This is a genomic window from Streptomyces sp. NPDC096013 (assembly GCF_044763565.1).
Classification (GTDB): domain Bacteria; phylum Actinomycetota; class Actinomycetes; order Streptomycetales; family Streptomycetaceae; genus Streptomyces.
In genome coordinates, this window is the sequence record NZ_JBIWGK010000009.1 from 347,371 (window position 1) to 363,470 (window position 16,100).

Here is a 16,100-nt window from a genome sequence, read left to right on the forward strand (position 1 = left end):
TCACTCCCTACGACGTCGGAAGCTCACCGAGCCGCGGTCGCCGCCGCCCCGCAACCGCCCGCTCTTCTGGGCGACTTCGGGCACCTTGACCAGTCCGAGTTCGCCCGCGAGACCCCAGAGGGCCTGTTTCACCACGCTCTTGTTGTCGAGTTCGTGCAGGCGCCCCGCGTCCACCGCGCCCTGGAGTTCCTTGAAGTTGGCGGGGATCGCGGTGGCCGCGACCGCCGTGCCGGTGATGCGCTGGATGAGCGCGGGCTGGATCTCGGTGCCGCGCGTGTGCCGGTTGACGACGATCGTCGTCTCCTCGGCCTTGCGGATCTGTAGCCGGTCCCACATGCGGACGGTGCGCTTCGCGGCGCGTACGGCGACGACGTCCGGGGTGGTGAACAGCAGGGCGGTGTCGGCCATTTCGACGGCCGCCGCGCTCGCGCCGCTCATCTGGGCCCCGCAGTCGATGACGACGACCTCGTAGCGGGAGCGCAGCGCGCTGACGATCTGCCGGGCGGCCCGGTCGGTGACCTCCTCGCCGCGCTCCCCCTCGCCGGGGGCGAGCAACAGCGCGACCCCGGTGTCGTGCCGGAACACGGCGTCGGCCAGCACGCGCGGCGAGATGTCGGTGATCCCGGCGAGGTCGACGACGGAGCGGCGGAACTGCACGTCCAGGTAGGAGGCGATGTCCCCGGTCTGGAGATCCATGTCGACGAGCGCGGCGCTACGGCCCGACGCCTGGGCGGCGAGGGCGAGTTGGATCGCGGCGAGGGTCGCGCCGGTGCCGCCCTTGGCGCCGCTGACCGTGACGACGGTGCCGCCGACACCGGTGAACACATCGCCGCCGTGGCCGAGATGGCGCCGTACGCCCACCGACCAGGCGGCGACGGCCTGGACGCGGTTGGCCAACTCCTCGTAGCTCAGCGGGAGGGCGATCAGTCCGCGGGCGCCGGAGTCCATGGCGGCCTGGAAGAGGCCGGGGCTGGCGTCGGTGGTGACGAGGATGACGCCCACCGCGGGGAAGCGCAGCGCGACCTCGCGGACCAGCTCCAACGCCGGTACGGGACCGATGCGTTCATGCACCACCACGACCTCGGGCAGCTCGTCGACGGACTCGGCGGCGAGCCGGGCGAGGGTGTCGATGAGCTGCGTCGAGTCGGCCACCGGGGCCACCGGGTCGGCGTCCGGGAGCTGGCTGAGCAGGGTCGTGATGGCGCGGATGGCGTCCGCGTCTCCGACCGCCGGAAGAATCCTGGTGGGCATGCGGGCCTCTCACTTGTCCTTCGCGAGTTCGTACGTCCGGTCCTTGTCGGGCACGGTCGTATCGCTGCCGGGTGCCACCAGCGCGAGCCGCACCCGCTCGGCGAACGACTCGGCGTAGGTGATCCGCTGGGCGTCGAGCGCGGAGAGCGCGAAGGTGATCGGTACGGCGTTCGTGGACTGCTGCTGGTTCTTGTCGCTGTTGCTGCCGGGGTCGAGGGCGGTGATGTGGCCGACGTCGATGACCTTCGCGTTGGTCACGATGATCTTGGACTGGTCGGGGTCGCCTTCCTTCTGGCCCGCGAAGGTGGCGTACACGTTGACCGTGGAGCCCGGCGTGATCTTGCCGGCGACACCGGTCGCCGCGTCGATCATGATGGCGACCTCCTGCTGCCCGGGTTGCAGTGCGGGCTGGTCCACGATCATGTCGGTCTGCAACAGGGAGCCCCCGCGCAGCGTGGTCACCGCGATCTTGCCCTGGATCTGCCGGAGATCGGTCACGGCGGTGTCCGACAGCCACCGCTTGGGCATCTCGATCTTCTTGAACTGGGCCGCGGTGAGGGCCGTGTAGGGCGCCACGTTGTCCTTGACCTGGTAGGCCGTGACCTCGGGGCCGACCTTGGACTTCACGTCACTGATGACGGAGAGGACGCCGGCGAACGCGCCGAGGGCGCAGATCACCGACAGGAGCAGGAGTATCACGCCGCGGCGCTGACGGGAGTTCATGAACCGTACAACCTCATTGGGGATATCGGTCGAGCGGAAATGAGCGGATCGAGCGGGATCGAACCGGATCGAGCGAATCGTGTGCTGTAAGCGTGTCCTGTGAGTTGAGGACTTATCCGGTCGATGTTTGGTTCTCGTGAACGGGCGGTGTGGCGGAGCAGAAGACACAACGGTCGCCGATGACGTCGATCCCGCACCAGTGGCACACGGACTGCCGTACAGAGGTGACCAGTTGGTACAGCACCGACAGGTCGGGCAGATACGTACAGAACTCGATCAGCTTGTTCGTGCCCCACCAGGTCACCGACTCGGCGGGCAGGGTGGCCTCGCGCAGCCCCATCGCGTTCCACGCCGGGGCGAGGGTGGTGCCGACCCAGTCGGACTGCAACTGCCCCTTGGCGACGAGCATCCAGGTACCGAACTCCGGCCCCTCCAGGGTGACTCCGGGGCCGACCCGGACCAACTGCGGCTCGGGGTGCGCGACCACCGCGAACTGGCTGCCGGGCACCCAGGACTTGGCGTGCTGCTTGAGGCCCACGGGGACCCGGTCCAGCTTGGTGACCGAGCCGAGGACCGCGCCGGCGTGGATGTAGTGGGTGAGCAGCCGGCCGGCCGAGGCGAGGACGCCGGGGCTGAGGTCGCAGGACGCCAGCTGCCTCAACTGCCGGGCCAGGACGGCGAGTCCGAGCGGGGGCAACTGGGGTCGGAACAGGGCGATCCGGTCGCTCTCCAGGATGGACCGGATGGTGTGCAGCCGCCGGTCGACGCCCTCGGAGACGGCCTGCGAGGACACGACGACGACATGCCCGTACTGGTCGATCAGGGCCTGCATCTCCGACAGCGCCTGGTCCAGCGGTCGTTGGTCGAGGTCCCGCAGCACGACGGCGGGCAGGGTCCGTTCGTCCTGTGGTGGCAGCGCCATGTCGGCGCTGGTCACGGCAATGGCAGTTGGCACGCGCAGCTCCCCGTCTCACGCCTGTCGGCCGGCCGGCATTACTCCGGCACGCCGAGTTGACTTCACTGCGTGACTACCTCAGCACTGTAACCACGCCCCTGTGACCGGAGAACAGCGTTTCTGTAGCTGTGCGGCAACTGTCATCGCACACAACACGCCAAAACGGGGCAGGTCGCACAACCGGCCGTGCGCGCGGCCCCGTTCGGCCGACCGGAGGGACCTGCTCGGGACCTCACCTGCGGCCCCGAAGTTGGTCTGGACCTCTTGACATCAGATTGGTCTGGACCAACTCTGGTCTTCCAGCGGTGGCCACCGTCGACACAGTCCCCTCCAAACTCCCCCACCGGAGGCACCAGTGGACCGCGCACCAGGCATGCCCGCCCTCAGGAACAGACGCCTGTGGGCCGGGGTCGCCATGGCCGCCCTCGCCCTCTCCTTCGCGGGCACCGGCCAGGCGTCCGCCGCCGACACCAACAACGCCAAGAACGCCGGATTCGAATCGGGTCTGACCAACTGGACCTGTACGGCGGGCAGCGGCACGACCGTCTCCTCCCCGGTGCACAGCGGCAGCTCCGCGCTGAAGGGCACCCCGGCCGGCCAGGACAACGCCCAGTGCACCCAGTCGGTGGCGGTCAAGCCCAACTCGACCTACACGCTGAGCGCGTGGGTGCAGGGCGGCTACTCCTACCTCGGCGTGACGGGCACCGGCACGACGGACGTCTCGACCTGGACCCCCGACACCACGTCGTGGAAGCAGCTGTCGACGACGTTCACGACGGGCGCCTCGACGACGTCCGTCTCGGTGTACACGCACGGGTGGTACGGCCAGGCCGCGTACTACGCCGACGACATCTCGGTCTTCGGCCCGGACGGCGGCGGAGGCGGCGACCCGGCCCCGACGGTCCCCGCGGCCCCCACGGGCGTGAGCGTGTCCTCGACGACGTCCTCGTCGGTCTCCCTCGCGTGGAGCACGGTGTCGGGAGCGACCGGCTACAACGTCTACCGCAACGGCACGAAGATCACGGCGGTGACGGGAACGTCCGCCACGGTCACCGGACTCGCGGCCTCCACGTCGTACTCCTTCCAGGTCACGGCGACCAACTCGGCGGGTGAGTCGGCCAAGTCGGCGACGGTGACGGGCACGACGACGGCGACCGGCGGGAACGGCGGCGGCTCCCTGCCGAAGCACGCGGTGACCGGCTACTGGCAGAACTTCAACAACGGCGCGACCGTCCAGAAGCTCTCGGCCGTCTCCTCCCAGTACGACATCATCGCGGTGGCCTTCGCGGACGCGACCACGACGCCGGGCGCGGTCTCCTTCACGCTCGACTCGGCGGGCCTCGGCGGCTACACGGTCGACCAGTTCAAGGCGGACATCGCCGCCAAGCACGCGGCCGGCAAGAAGGTCATCATCTCGATCGGCGGCCAGAACGGCACGATCTCGGTGAGCGACTCGGCGTCCGCGACGAACTTCGCCAACTCCGTCTACTCCCTGATGCAGACGTACGGCTTCGACGGCGTCGACATCGACCTGGAGAACGGCATCAACGCCACCTACATGACACAGGCGCTCCGTGCCCTCTCCGCCAAGGCGGGCTCGTCGCTCATCATCACGATGGCCCCGCAGACGATCGACATGCAGTCCACGTCGAACGCGTACTTCCAGACGGCCCTGAACATCAAGGACATCCTCACGGTCGTCAACATGCAGTACTACAACAGCGGCACGATGCTCGGCTGCGACGGCAAGGTCTACGGCCAGGGCTCGGTCGACTTCCTCACGGCCCTCGCCTGCATCCAGCTCCAGGGCGGCCTCGCCCCGTCCCAGGTGGGCCTGGGCCTGCCGGCCTCGACGAGCGCGGCCGGCAGCGGCTACGTCTCCCCCACCATCGTGAACAACGCCCTCGACTGCCTCGCCGCGGGCACCAACTGCGGCACCTTCAAGCCGTCGAAGACGTACCCCGACCTGCGGGGCGCGATGACCTGGTCCACCAACTGGGACGCGTCCGCGGGCAGTTCGTGGTCGAACTCGGTGGGTGCGCATGTGCACGCGCTGCCGTAGCACCGGCTGAACGGCGAGGGGCGAGGGGCGCGGCAGCTTTCGGGCCGCGCCCCTCGCCCCTCTGCTCGGGCGGTCGGGGGCTCGCCGTGCGGTGCCACGGCGGCCCCGCGGGTCAGCCCTTGCGGTCCTCGCCCGCCTCCTCGGCGAGCCTCCGTACCAGCGCCTGCGCCTTGTCGACCGCCGTGTCGATCTGCTCGCTGTGCTTCCCGTCCGTCTTGTCGTCGACGAGGTCCCCGGCCTTCTCCAGGCCCCCGACGATCTTGTCGCCGTGCTCCTCGGCGATCTCCTCCGCCTTGTCCTTGAGCTTGTCCAGGTCCCGCAGGTTGTCGAACACGGCAGTTCTCCTCGGTGCAACGGTTGTGCCCGGTCAGGGACATGGTCCCCGCGGCGAGCACCCGAGGGCAAGGTCGCCTCGACGCGGACGCGCGTACGCACACGGACCCCGCCCGCCCGCCGGTCCGCCCCGGTCTGAAACATTTCCCCGGGCCCACCGCATCAGTACAAGTGAAGGCGGCGCGGACAACAGCCCGCGGGGGCAGGGGGATCAGGCATGAGACGTCACGGACGTGCCGACGAGTACGCGGAGTTCGCGACCGCGCGGGCCGGGCATCTCTACCGGTCCGCGTGTCTGCTGACCGCCGGGGACACCCATCTCGCGGAGGACCTCGTCCAGGAGACCCTCGGCAAGCTGTACGTCGGCTGGGGGCGGCTGTCCCGGGTCGGCAACCCCGCCGGGTACGCCCAGACCGTCCTCACCCGTACGTTCCTCGCCCACCAACGGCGCCGCAGCAGCACCGAGCGCGCCACCGACGTCCTGCCCGACCTGCCCGACCCCGGCGTCTCCGGCGCCGACACCCCGCTGCGGCTGACCCTCCTCCAGGCCCTCTCCCGGCTGCCCGCCAAGGACCGCGCGGTCGTCGTCCTGCGGTACTGGGAGGACCGGTCGGTCGAGGAGACCGCCGACGTGATGCACGTCAGCTCGGCCGCCGTCCGCACCCGCTGCGTCCGCGCGCTCGGCCGGCTGCGGGAGCTGCTCGGCGAGAACCTCGACGAATACGCCCGCCCCTGACACCCGCGCCAACTCCCCTGTCCCTCGCGCACCTTGTACGCAGCCCGCTCGGCTCTCCCAACTCCCTCGACTCCCTCATGCGAAACGGTGGTCCGCCATGCCCGACGTCCAGCACAGCGAACACCTCGATCCGTTCGAGGAGCGGCTCACCGCCGGCCTGCACGAGGCGGGCAACGCCTTCGAGACCGACCGGGACGCCCTCGCCACCGCGGGCGCCCTCAAGGGCCGCCGCCGGCTGCTACGACGCCGCAACGCCGCGGTGATGGGCGGCGCGGCCGGTATCGCCCTCGTCGGCGTCGGCGGCGCCCTGCTCGTGCCGAGCGGGAACCCGGCCGACCGGCATGGTTCCGCGGCCGCTTCCACGCTCTCCGCCGCCTCCTCGGCCACCCCCGCACCCGTCTCCGGCGACGCGTTGATCCGTACGCTCGAAAGGCTGCTCCCCGGCGGCACGTTCACGAAGGCCGAGGCCCGCGGCACGGACGAGGAACCGTCGCCGTACGTCCAACTCGTCTACGACGACGGGAACGGCGCGTCGGCCGTCAGCGTCGGCCTGGACCGGCTGCGGCCGGGGAGCGACCAGGCGCGGCAGGCGACCCAGTGCCCGGGGAAGGCGTTCGCGCACTACGACTCGTGCGTCACGAGCCGGATGGCGGACGGGTCGGTGGTGATGGTGATGCGGGGGTACGAATACCCGGACCGGCGGGTGGACACCAAGCGGTGGAACGCCGAACTCGTCACCCCTCAGGGGCAGTACGTGAGCGTCAACGAGTGGAACGCCGCCGCCGAGAAGGACGCGCCGATCAGCAGGAGCCAACCGCCGCTGTCCCCGGCCCAGTTGACGAAGCTGGCCGCCGCGACGGCGTGGCGGAAGGCGATCGACGCGATCCCGCAGGACCCGAACTCGGGGACCGAACAGCCGGGTTCGGGCGACACGGGCGTCTCCGTGTCCGTCACCGACACGCTGCGGACCCTGCTGCCGAAGGGGCTCAAGGTGTCCGAGACCGGTGCCGACGACGCCGGGTTCGGTTACGTCGTCGTCGACGACGGCAAGGGCAAGAGCCTCGTCCAGGTCAACGTCCAGGCCGACATGGCGGATGACGAGGGCGACCTGTTCGGCTCCGGCGCGGAGGTCCTGTCCGACGGCACGAAGGTCGCCGTGCACCAGGGCGCGGGCGAGAAGGGCGGCTCGGGTGTCGCGATGTGGACCGTCGACACCCTCCGCACCGACGGCACCCGGGTGGTGATCAGCGCCTTCAACTCCGGCGCCCAGGACACCCCGGCGACCCGTACGGCCCCGGCCCTGAGCCTGAAGCAGCTCCGGGAGATCGCCCTGAGCCCGAACTGGCGCTGACCCCGAGATCCCGGAGCCCCGGAACCCGGGGGAACCCCCAGGACCCGGGGAAGAGCCCCTAGTCCTTGCGGACCTCGGCCTCCGCCTCGGCGAGCGCCGCCTCGTCCACCTCGGCGGACTCGTCGTCCTCGGCCTCGGCGCCGTCGTCGAAGTACGCGTCGAGCACCGCGTCGAGACGCGACTCCCACTCGGCGAACCTGCTCCTGGCCGTCGCCTCGATCTCGATCGGGTACCAACGGCGGTCAGGGGTGTGGACGGTGATGGTGAACCGCTTGCCGAAGCGCGGGGACTCGGTCTCTATCGCGCCGATCTCGTCCCAGCGGAACTCGCACGCCTGGTCGTCCAGGCGCAGTCGTACGCCCTTCGCGTCCGCGACGATCTCCGCACGGCGGTCGGAGGCCTCGAAGACCGGACCGTCGCCCTCGGACGCCTCCTCGCCGGCCTCATCCGCGTCGGCGTCGGTCCCGGCGTCGCCGTCCTCGGCAACGGCCTTCCCGGCCGACGACTCGTCGGCCGACGACTCCTCCGGCTCCGCCGACTCGGCCTTCGCGTCCTCCGGCTCCGTGTCCCGCGGTTTCGCGTCCTCCGGCTGGTCGGAGGACACGGCGGGTGCGGTGAGCCCGGGGACGAAGGCCGGGTCGAATCCGGCGCCCTCCAGGGGCTGGCTGCTCGAACCTATGCGCTGCTCCACAGCGGGCAGTATGGTCGACGATCCTGTGTCGGGCACAGCCAGCCCCTACTTCGTTATCAGACGCCTACATGGCACGGCGTCAAATGGGACTAGACGAACAGACTGAGCACCGCGGCGACCGCGAACCCCGCGACCGACAGCACCGACTCCAGCACGGTCCATGTCTTCAGGGTGTCCCGCTCGGTGATCCCGAAGTACTTCGCGACCATCCAGAAACCGCCGTCGTTGACGTGCGAGGCGAAGATCGAACCCGCCGAGATGGCCATGATGACCAGCGCGACGAACGCCTGCGAGTGGTCGCCCTCGGCGAGCAGCGGGGCCACGATGCCCGCCGTCGTCACGATCGCGACCGTCGCCGACCCCTGTGCGACCCGCAGGACCAGCGAGATCAGGTACGACAGGACCAGCACCGGCAGGCCCACGTCGTGGAAGGTGTCCGAGAGGGCCTGCGCGACCCCGCTCGCCTTCAGGACGGCGCCGAAGATCCCGCCCGCGCCGACGACCAGCAGGATGTTGCCGACCGGCTTGAGGGACGCGGTGGAGACGGTCTCCAGGGACTTGCGGGACCAGCCCCGGCGCAGCCCCAGGAGGTAGTACGCGAGGAGGAGCGCGATGGTCAGCGCGACGAACGGGCTGCCGAAGAACTCCACGACCGAGCGGCCGGTGGACGGGTCGAAGGCGATCGACGAGAACGTGGCCGCGAGGATCAGGACGAGGGGCGTACCGATGATCGCGAGGACCGTGCCGAGCGACACCGGCTTCTCCTGCGGTACGACGCCGGACTCCCGCTGTTCGTCGATGACGGCCTGCTTCGCCTCGGCCGCCGCCTCGACCATGTCCTGCGGTACGGCGACGAAGATCCGCTTGCCGATCCAGGCGGCGTAGGCCCATGCGGCGAGCACGGCGGGGAGGCCGCAGACGATGCCCATGAGGATGACCCAGCCGAGTTGGACGTGCAGCAGCCCCGCCGCGGCCACCGGGCCGGGGTGCGGCGGCAGGAACGCGTGGGTCATCGACAGGCCGGCGAGCAGCGGCAGGCAGTAGAGCAGGATCGACTTGCCGCCACGCTTGGCGGCGGCGTACACGATCGGCGCGAGGACGAAGATGCCGACGTCGAAGAAGACCGGGATGCCGAAGATCAGGCCGGTGAGGCCCATGGCGAGGGGCGCCCGCTTCTCGCCGAAGAGGTTCAGCAGCCGGGACGCCAACACCTCGGCGCCGCCGCTGACTTCGAGGATCGCGCCGAGCATGGTGCCCAGGCCGATGATGATCGCGACATGGCCGAGGATGCCGCCCATGCCGGACTCGATGGTGGAGACGGCGTCGGAGCGCTGGACCGTGCCGAAGAGTTCGGTGACGGACAGGCCCGCCAGCAGGCCGACGGTTATGGAGACGGCGAGGAGGGCCACGAAGGGCTGGAGTCTGACCTTGATGATCAGGAAGAGGAGGAGCGCGATCCCGATGGCGGCGACCGTCAACAGGCCTGCCGTGCCGTCGAGCAGGAGGAGCAGGCCTCCGGTGTGGGGTGGTGTCGCGGGGGCGGTTGCGGCGAGCGGTAGCGACATGTGGGGGTCCTCTGGATCGGTGGAGGAGCATGGGTCCGGGGGATCTGGGGGATGCCCCCCGGAGGGCACGGCCGGGCAGGGGAGATCGCGGTACGGCACCACGAGGGGCGCCGTACCGTTGTGCGGTGTGCGGGAGTTGAGGGGGCGTCAGCTCAGGGGGCCGGTCAGCCGAGGACGGCGAGCGCGTCGATCTCGATGAGCAGGCCCGCGGGCAGGCCGACGTAGACCGTGGTGCGGGCGGCGGGGACCTCGACGCGGCCCTCGAAGTACTCGTTGTAGATCGCGTTCATCTCGGCGAAGTGGTCGACGTCCGTCAGGTAGACGCGGATCATCACCGCGTCCTCCCAGCTCGCGCCGCCCTCCTCCAGGATCGCCTCGACGTTGGCGAGGGTCTGGAGGGTCTGCTCGCGCAGGGTCGGGCCGGCCGGGGTGGGCGGCTTGCCCTCCTCGGCGGGGAGGAAGCCGACCTGTCCCGCGACCTGGAGGATGTTCCCCTTGCGGACGCCGTGCGAGAACTTCGCGGGCGGGGCGGTGTGGGTCTTGGGGGTGAGGGCGGTCTTGTCGGTCATTCGGTGTCCCTGGTGGTAGTTCTGCCGGAGTACTCACCGCTGATGGCGTCCGCCGTGCGGCGGACCAGGGGGAGCAGGGTGAGGAGTTCGTCGGCGGTGACGACGACGTTGGGCGCGGAGACCGACATCGCGGCGGCCACCCGTCCGTCGGCGCCCCTGATGGGTGCGGCGACGCAGTTGATGGACTCTTCGTGGCCGCCGAGGTCGGTGGCCCAGCCCTGTTCCCGCACCTTCTCCAACTCCCTGATGAAAGCGGGGGCGTTGGGCGTGGAGCGGGCGGTGTACATGGGGTATTCGAGCTTGTCGGCGAGCATCCGGCGCTCGCCCTCCGGGAGGTCGGCGAGGAGCAGTTTCGCGACGGCGGCGACGGTGATGGCGACCGGCTTGCCGATGCGCGAGTACATGCGGACCGGGTAGCGGCTCTCCACCTTGTCGATGTAGAGGACCTCGTTCTCCTCGTACACCGCGAGGTGGACGGTATGGCCGCACTGCTCGTTGAGGCGGGCGAGGTGGGGGTGGGCGATCTCGCGGATGTCGAGGTTCTCCATCGCCTCCTGGGCGAGGGCGATGAGGCGGGCGCCGAGGCGGTAGCGCTGGTCGGACTGGCGGTAGACCAGGCCGTGTTCGTGCAGGGTGCGCAGGAGGCGCAGGGCCGTCGACTTGTGGACGTCGAGACGGTCGGCGACCTGGCCGAGGTCGGCGGGGCCCTCGGCGAGCAGCGGCAGGATGCTGAGCGCGCGGTCGACGGTCTGACTCATGGCGTACGTACCTCCTCGTCGGCCCGGTCGGCGGCGTCGGTCCAGCCGGGGCCGAGTCGAAGTCTCCCCCACGCCCGGTCGTCGAGGGCGACCAGCCGGTCGGCGTGGTCGCGGACCGGGGGCGCGGCGAGGTCGCCGGGCACGGTGAGGGCGGCGGCGGCCGTGAGATGGCCGTGCCGCAGCCGGTCCCGTACGGGAAGTCCCCGCAGGGTCGCGGAGAGGAACCCGGCGGCGAAGGCGTCCCCGGCGCCGACCGCGGCGACGACGTCGACGTGCGGCGCGGGCACGAAGGCGGTGTCGCCCCGGTGGAAGACGGTGGCTCCGCGTCCGCCCTGCTTGACGACGAGCGTCTCGGGGCCGGGGAACGCGGCCCGTACGGCATCGGCCCCGACGAGCCCCCAGACCTCGGCGGCCTCGTCCTCGCCGACGAAGACGAGGTCGGCGCCGCGCGCGAGTTCCAGCAGCACACCCGGCCCGTCGGCCCGACGCCCCAGCGCGGGGCGGTGGTTGACGTCGAAGGAGATCAGCGGCCGGCCCGGGCGCATCGCGGTCAGCTCACGGACCAGGCCGAGACAGTCGTCGGACAGCATCGGGGTGATCCCGGACAGGTGCAGCACCCGCCCGGCCCGTACGGCGTCCAGGTCGACGTTCCCCCGGGCCATCGCGGAGGCGGCGGACCCGGCCCGGTAGTAGGCCACCTCGTGGGCGTCGGTGGCCCGGTCGCCGGCGGTGCGGAAGTAGATGCCGGTCGGGCGCGCGGGGTCACGTCGTACGGCGGACACGTCGACGCCGTAGCCGCCGATCGTCTCGACGAGGTGATCGCCGAAGCCGTCGGCCCCGACCCGGCTGACCCATCGGACGGTGTGTCCGGCCGCCGCCAGTACGCAGGCGACATTGGACTCGGCGCCGCCGATGGCACGGTCGAAGGACGGCACGTCGGCGAGGCGGCCCGGTCCGCCGGGTAGGAACGTGACCATGGACTCGCCCAGCGCTACGACGTCCACGACGTCACGGGCGGCGGTGCTCTGTCCGTCGGCGGTCACGATGGTGATGGCTCCCTGTCGGTGCACCGGGCCGGCGGCGGCTCCGTTGACCCGGTGTTGGGCGAGATGTTAGACAGCGGTAAGCGATATACGCAATGAATGTTGCAAGGATTGCAACACTCCAGCTCAGGGAGGCCCCATGGTCCGCGACACCGGTACCGAAGCGCTCGCCCGGCTCGCCGGGGAACGCGTCGACCACCGTTTCAAGGGCCTCCCCCCGGACGCGGACGGCCTCACCGTCACCGAGCTGGCGGCCCAGCGCCGCAACCTCTTCACCGACGGCTTCACCACCCCCGTCCTCGCCCTCTCCGCCGAGCGCCTGGACCACAACCTCCGTCTCATGGAGACCTACGCGACCCGCCACGGCCTCGCCTTCGCCCCGCACGGCAAGACCTCCATGGCTCCCCAGCTCTTCCACCGCCAACTCGCCCACGGCGCCTGGGGCATCACCCTCGCGGTCCCCCACCAGGTGCGCGTGGCACGGGAGTTCGGGATCGCGCGGATCTTCCTCGCGAACGAGCTGGTCGACCCGGCGGCCCTGAAGTGGATCTCCTCCGAACTGGACGCCGACGACGACTTCCGCTTCATCTGCTACGTCGACTCCGTGCGCGGTGTCGAGCTGATGGACGCGGCCCTGCGCGGCGCCGCCCGTCCGCTGGACGTCGTCGTCGAGCTGGCCGCGGGCGAGGGCGCCCGCACCGGCGTGCGCACGGAGGCGGAGTGCGCGGCGGTCGCGGACGCGGTGGCCGCCGTGGGGACGCTGCGACTGGTGGGGGTCGCCGGGTACGAGGGCGAGGTGCCGCGGGCCGATCCGGAGCGGGTGCACGCGTGGCTGCGCCGGCTGACCGGACTCGCCGTGGACTTCGACGGGGACGGGCGTTTCAAGGGGGTCGACGAGATCGTCGTCAGCGCGGGCGGCAGCGCGTGGTTCGACGCGGTGGCCGACGTCTTCGCCGAACTGCCCGAACTCTCGCTGCCCGCAATGAAGTTGCTGCGCTCCGGCGCCTATGTCTCGCACGACGACGGCCACTACCGCGAGATCACCCCGTTCACCCGCGTCCCCGAGGAGGGCACGCTGGAGCCCGCGTTCCGGCTCTGGGCGCAGATCGTCTCCCGCCCCTCCCCCGAGCAGGCGTTCGCCAACGCGGGCAAGCGGGACGCGGCCTACGACCTGGACCTCCCGCTCGCCCAGGTGATCCGCCGGGACGGCACCGAGCGCCCGGCGACCGGCGTCGAGGTCACCGGGCTGTCCGACCAGCACGCCTGGCTGCGGACGGCGCCCGGGGCGGACGTGGAGGTCGGGGACTGGATCGGGATGGGGCTGTCCCACCCGTGCACGTCCTTCGACAAGTGGCAGCTGATTCCGGTGGCGGAGGCCGACGGCACGGTCGTCGACTACCTCCGCACGTTCTTCTAGCCGCCCTGCCGGACCCCGTGGAAGCCCTGCCGGACCCCGTTGGAGGCATCGCATGGAAGAGCTGGTGATCCGGGACGCGGACGTCGTGGACGGCTCCGGCGCGCCCTCGTACCGCGCCGATGTCGTGATCGACGGCGGGCGGATCGTCTCGATCGTGCAGGAGGCCGCGGCGGCGGGCTGTCAACGCCCGAAGGCGCGGCGGGAGTTGGACGCGGAGGGGCTGGTCCTCTCCCCCGGCTTCATCGACATGCACGCGCACAGCGACCTGGCGCTGCTCCGCGACCCGGACCACAGCGCCAAGGCCGCGCAGGGGGTGACCCTCGAAGTCATCGGCCAGGACGGGCTGTCGTACGCCCCCGTCGACGACCGCACGCTGGCCGAGGTGCGCCGGGCGATCGCCGGGTGGAACGGGTACGGCGACGACATCGACTTCGACTGGCGTTCGGTGGGCGAGTACCTGGACCGCCTCGACCACGGTTTCGACGGTCGCGGCATCGCGGTCAACGCGGCCTATCTGATCCCGCAGGGCACGGTCCGGATGCTCGCCGTCGGCTGGGAGGACCGGGAGGCGACACCCCGGGAGCTGGACCGAATGCGGCAGTTGGTCGCCGAGGGGATGGAACAGGGCGCGGTCGGCATGTCGTCCGGGCTGACCTACACCCCCGGCATGTACGCCAAGGACTCCGAACTCACCGAACTCTGCCGGGTGGTGGCGTCGTACGGCGGCTACTACTGCCCCCACCACCGCTCCTACGGGGCGGGCGCGCTGGAGGCGTACGGGGAGATGGTGGAGCTGACGCGGGAGGCGGGCTGCTCCCTCCATCTGGCCCACGCCACCATGAACTTCGGCGTGAACGAGGGCCGCGCACCGGAGCTGCTGACCCTCCTGGACGAGGCTTTGGCGAGCGGCGCCGACATCAGCCTCGACACCTACCCCTACACCCCTGGCTGCACAACTCTCGTGGCGATGCTGCCGAGTTGGGCGAGCGAGGGCGGCCCCGAGGAGATCCTGAAGCGCCTCGCGGACGACGACACGGCCGAGCGGATCCGCCACCACGTGGAGGTGATCGGCTCGGACGGCTGCCACGGGGTGCCGATGGAGTGGGACACGATCGAGATCGCGGGGGTCGAGAACCCCGCGCTGGCGGAGTACGTGGGCCGCCGCCTCGACAGCTGGACCACGGCCCGCCACCTCCTCCTGGCCGACCGGCTCGCCCCGTCGATCCTCCAGCACGTGGGCCACGAGGAGAACGTGCGCCGGATCATGCGCCACCGCGTCCACACCGGCGGCTCCGACGGCATCCTCCAGGGCGCGAAGCCGCACCCCCGGGCGTACGGCACGTTCCCCGAGTATCTGGGCCGGTACACAAGGGAGTTGGGCGTCCTCTCCCTGGAGGAGTGCGTGGCCCACCTGACCTCCCGCCCGGCAGCCCGCCTGCGCCTGCCGGACCGGGGTCTGATCAGGGAGGGCTACCGGGCGGACCTCGTCCTCTTCGACCCGCGGACGGTGGCGGCGGGTTCGACCTTCGAGGAGCCGCGCCGACTGCCGACGGGCATCCCCCACGTCCTGGTCGACGGCCGCTTCGTGATCGAGGACGGCCGCCGGACGGACGAGTTGGCGGGCCGGGCCGTCCGGCGCACCCGGCCGGAGCGCGCCTGAGGGGCGCCGGGCCGCGGGTGCGCGGCTCCGCCGCTCGGGCGCGACCGGCCCCCACGCACCCGCGGCCGGAAAACGACGGACTACGGCTTGGGCAGGGTGCACCCGGACGCGCTGAGGCTGAGCACGTTCGCCGAGGTGAAGCAGGCCGGGATGTTGTAGGTCTCCTCGGCGTAGTTGATGCCCTGCCGAACCGTCACCGTCCCGTTCGCGTCCACCTCGCACGGATTGTCGACCGTGCAGGTCTCCCCGTCCTCGTTCCCCGTGTTGTTGACCGCGACAACCTGCCCGGTGCTGGTGTCGATCACCGGAGACCCCGACGTACCCCCGATCGTGTTGCACGCGGAGGTGTAACGGACCGAGTCCTTCCAGGTCCAGTCGCCCTCCTTCAGCCGGTACACGAACCCGTCGATGTTGCAGCTGTAGATCGTCTTCCAGTACCCGGAGACGACCTTGATCGCGGTGCCGGCGGTCGGGTGCGTGGCGCTGACGGTGAGCGGGCTGATGTTGTACGCGCTCTTGATCGCCGCGTACGTCGTGGTCGTGCGGTAGATCGTCACGTCCGTGTCGGTCATCGTCGAGTAGACGACCTGGTTGGCCCGGAGCGTGGCGACCTTGGTGCCGGCGGAGTTCAGCAGCCCGAAGGTACGGCTGGAGGACTGGCCGGTGATGACCTCGCCGGGCTCCGGGAACCCGGTCTCCAGGCAGTGCCCGTTGGTCAGCACGAGCGCCGGGGCGGTGTCGGCCGAGCCGGGGAAGCGGATGACCGAGCCGGAGCAGTTGCTGAGCGAGACGGTGCCGGCGAAGTCGACGGTGACCGCGGCGGCCTTCGGTGTCACCTGGGGCGCGGCGACCGCGGGTGCCACGCCGGCCCCGGCGATGGCCAGGGTGGAGAGCGCGGCAAGGAGAGGCTTGTTCATGTGGGGGTCCCCTCTTATGACGAGGCGAACGGAGATCTTCCGGTCGTCTTTTTGTCATGCACATTGTTA

15 protein-coding genes are annotated in these 16,100 nt (G+C 70.8%); 5 read left to right on the forward strand and 10 right to left on the reverse strand.

From position 1 onward, the window contains the following. The 3 genes from ACIRB1_RS29365 to ACIRB1_RS29375 all read right to left on the reverse strand — a co-directional run bounded on the left by ACIRB1_RS29365 (position 1) and on the right by ACIRB1_RS29375 (position 2,896). Positions 1-1,251, reverse strand: coding sequence for an AAA family ATPase (locus ACIRB1_RS29365; RefSeq protein ID WP_352180875.1), 1,251 nt, complete (start codon positions 1,249-1,251; stop codon positions 1-3). A gap of 9 nt (positions 1,252-1,260) precedes the next feature. Then, the gene (gene cpaB / locus ACIRB1_RS29370; protein WP_266771999.1) at positions 1,261-1,974 is read right to left on the reverse strand and encodes a Flp pilus assembly protein CpaB; all 714 of its coding nucleotides are present in this window, start codon (positions 1,972-1,974) and stop codon (positions 1,261-1,263) included. A 112-nt stretch (positions 1,975-2,086) separates the two neighbouring features. Beyond that, positions 2,087-2,896, reverse strand: coding sequence for a hypothetical protein (locus ACIRB1_RS29375; protein WP_403467592.1), 810 nt, complete (start codon positions 2,894-2,896; stop codon positions 2,087-2,089). Positions 2,897-3,302: 406 nt separating this feature from the next. Between ACIRB1_RS29375 and ACIRB1_RS29380 the strand changes: the two genes are divergently transcribed. Then, positions 3,303-4,991: a chitinase gene (locus ACIRB1_RS29380; RefSeq protein WP_403467593.1), complete on the forward strand. Its 1,689-nt coding sequence runs from the start codon at positions 3,303-3,305 to the stop codon at positions 4,989-4,991. Positions 4,992-5,103: 112 nt separating this feature from the next. Here ACIRB1_RS29380 and ACIRB1_RS29385 read toward each other — a convergent pair whose 3' ends face one another. After that, complete coding sequence (locus ACIRB1_RS29385) at positions 5,104-5,325, reverse strand: antitoxin (protein WP_352180877.1); 222 nt, start codon at positions 5,323-5,325, stop codon at positions 5,104-5,106. A gap of 216 nt (positions 5,326-5,541) precedes the next feature. Between ACIRB1_RS29385 and ACIRB1_RS29390 the strand changes: the two genes are divergently transcribed. Together ACIRB1_RS29390 and ACIRB1_RS29395 are read left to right on the forward strand one after the other, a co-directional pair. Continuing rightward, positions 5,542-6,060 carry a SigE family RNA polymerase sigma factor gene (locus tag ACIRB1_RS29390; RefSeq protein WP_352180878.1) on the forward strand — a complete coding sequence of 173 codons (519 nt, stop codon included), beginning with the start codon at positions 5,542-5,544 and terminating at the stop codon, positions 6,058-6,060. A 97-nt stretch (positions 6,061-6,157) separates the two neighbouring features. Continuing rightward, positions 6,158-7,411 (forward strand): hypothetical protein, encoded by a 1,254-nt coding sequence (locus ACIRB1_RS29395; protein ID WP_403467539.1) that lies wholly within the window; start codon positions 6,158-6,160, stop codon positions 7,409-7,411. Positions 7,412-7,469: 58 nt separating this feature from the next. On the opposite strand, the gene ACIRB1_RS29400 is transcribed toward ACIRB1_RS29395, so the two are convergent. The 5 genes from ACIRB1_RS29400 to ACIRB1_RS29420 form a co-directional block, all read right to left on the reverse strand. Continuing rightward, the gene (locus tag ACIRB1_RS29400) at positions 7,470-8,102 is read right to left on the reverse strand and encodes a hypothetical protein (RefSeq protein ID WP_352180880.1); all 633 of its coding nucleotides are present in this window, start codon (positions 8,100-8,102) and stop codon (positions 7,470-7,472) included. A gap of 89 nt (positions 8,103-8,191) precedes the next feature. Further along, positions 8,192-9,667 carry a gluconate:H+ symporter gene (locus ACIRB1_RS29405; RefSeq protein WP_352180881.1) on the reverse strand — a complete coding sequence of 492 codons (1,476 nt, stop codon included), beginning with the start codon at positions 9,665-9,667 and terminating at the stop codon, positions 8,192-8,194. Between the two features lie 164 nt (positions 9,668-9,831). Continuing rightward, positions 9,832-10,236 (reverse strand): RidA family protein, encoded by a 405-nt coding sequence (locus tag ACIRB1_RS29410; RefSeq protein ID WP_352180882.1) that lies wholly within the window; start codon positions 10,234-10,236, stop codon positions 9,832-9,834. Continuing rightward, a complete protein-coding gene (locus ACIRB1_RS29415; protein WP_352180883.1) occupies positions 10,233-10,994 on the reverse strand; it encodes an IclR family transcriptional regulator in 762 nt (253 codons plus the stop codon). Before ACIRB1_RS29415 ends, ACIRB1_RS29410 begins: the two co-directional genes overlap by 4 nt. Beyond that, entirely contained in the window at positions 10,991-12,037 is a 1,047-nt protein-coding gene (locus ACIRB1_RS29420; protein ID WP_403467540.1) for a sugar kinase, read from the reverse strand. The genes ACIRB1_RS29415 and ACIRB1_RS29420 overlap by 4 nt, the downstream gene beginning before the upstream one ends. Positions 12,038-12,176: 139 nt before the next feature. Between ACIRB1_RS29420 and ACIRB1_RS29425 the strand changes: the two genes are divergently transcribed. Both ACIRB1_RS29425 and ACIRB1_RS29430 read left to right on the forward strand, forming a co-directional pair. Beyond that, entirely contained in the window at positions 12,177-13,454 is a 1,278-nt protein-coding gene (locus ACIRB1_RS29425) for an amino acid deaminase (RefSeq protein ID WP_403467541.1), read from the forward strand. Between the two features lie 52 nt (positions 13,455-13,506). Beyond that, entirely contained in the window at positions 13,507-15,114 is a 1,608-nt protein-coding gene (locus ACIRB1_RS29430; protein WP_403467542.1) for an amidohydrolase family protein, read from the forward strand. 80 nt (positions 15,115-15,194) lie between these two features. On the opposite strand, the gene ACIRB1_RS29435 is transcribed toward ACIRB1_RS29430, so the two are convergent. After that, positions 15,195-16,031 (reverse strand): serine protease, encoded by an 837-nt coding sequence (locus ACIRB1_RS29435; protein ID WP_352180887.1) that lies wholly within the window; start codon positions 16,029-16,031, stop codon positions 15,195-15,197. Between the last annotated feature and the right edge of the window lie 69 nt (positions 16,032-16,100).

Coding starts and splice junctions, on each gene's coding strand:
- ACIRB1_RS29365 (WP_352180875.1), bottom strand. CDS start 1,251: ATGCCCACCAGGATTCTTCCGGCGGTCGGAGACGCGGACGCCATCCGC.
- cpaB (WP_266771999.1), bottom strand. CDS start 1,974: ATGAACTCCCGTCAGCGCCGCGGCGTGATACTCCTGCTCCTGTCGGTG.
- ACIRB1_RS29375 (WP_403467592.1), bottom strand. CDS start 2,896: ATGGCGCTGCCACCACAGGACGAACGGACCCTGCCCGCCGTCGTGCTG.
- ACIRB1_RS29380 (WP_403467593.1), top strand. CDS start 3,303: ATGCCCGCCCTCAGGAACAGACGCCTGTGGGCCGGGGTCGCCATGGCC.
- ACIRB1_RS29390 (WP_352180878.1), top strand. CDS start 5,542: ATGAGACGTCACGGACGTGCCGACGAGTACGCGGAGTTCGCGACCGCG.
- ACIRB1_RS29395 (WP_403467539.1), top strand. CDS start 6,158: ATGCCCGACGTCCAGCACAGCGAACACCTCGATCCGTTCGAGGAGCGG.
- ACIRB1_RS29405 (WP_352180881.1), bottom strand. CDS start 9,667: ATGTCGCTACCGCTCGCCGCAACCGCCCCCGCGACACCACCCCACACC.
- ACIRB1_RS29410 (WP_352180882.1), bottom strand. CDS start 10,236: ATGACCGACAAGACCGCCCTCACCCCCAAGACCCACACCGCCCCGCCC.
- ACIRB1_RS29415 (WP_352180883.1), bottom strand. CDS start 10,994: ATGAGTCAGACCGTCGACCGCGCGCTCAGCATCCTGCCGCTGCTCGCC.
- ACIRB1_RS29425 (WP_403467541.1), top strand. CDS start 12,177: ATGGTCCGCGACACCGGTACCGAAGCGCTCGCCCGGCTCGCCGGGGAA.
- ACIRB1_RS29430 (WP_403467542.1), top strand. CDS start 13,507: ATGGAAGAGCTGGTGATCCGGGACGCGGACGTCGTGGACGGCTCCGGC.
- ACIRB1_RS29435 (WP_352180887.1), bottom strand. CDS start 16,031: ATGAACAAGCCTCTCCTTGCCGCGCTCTCCACCCTGGCCATCGCCGGG.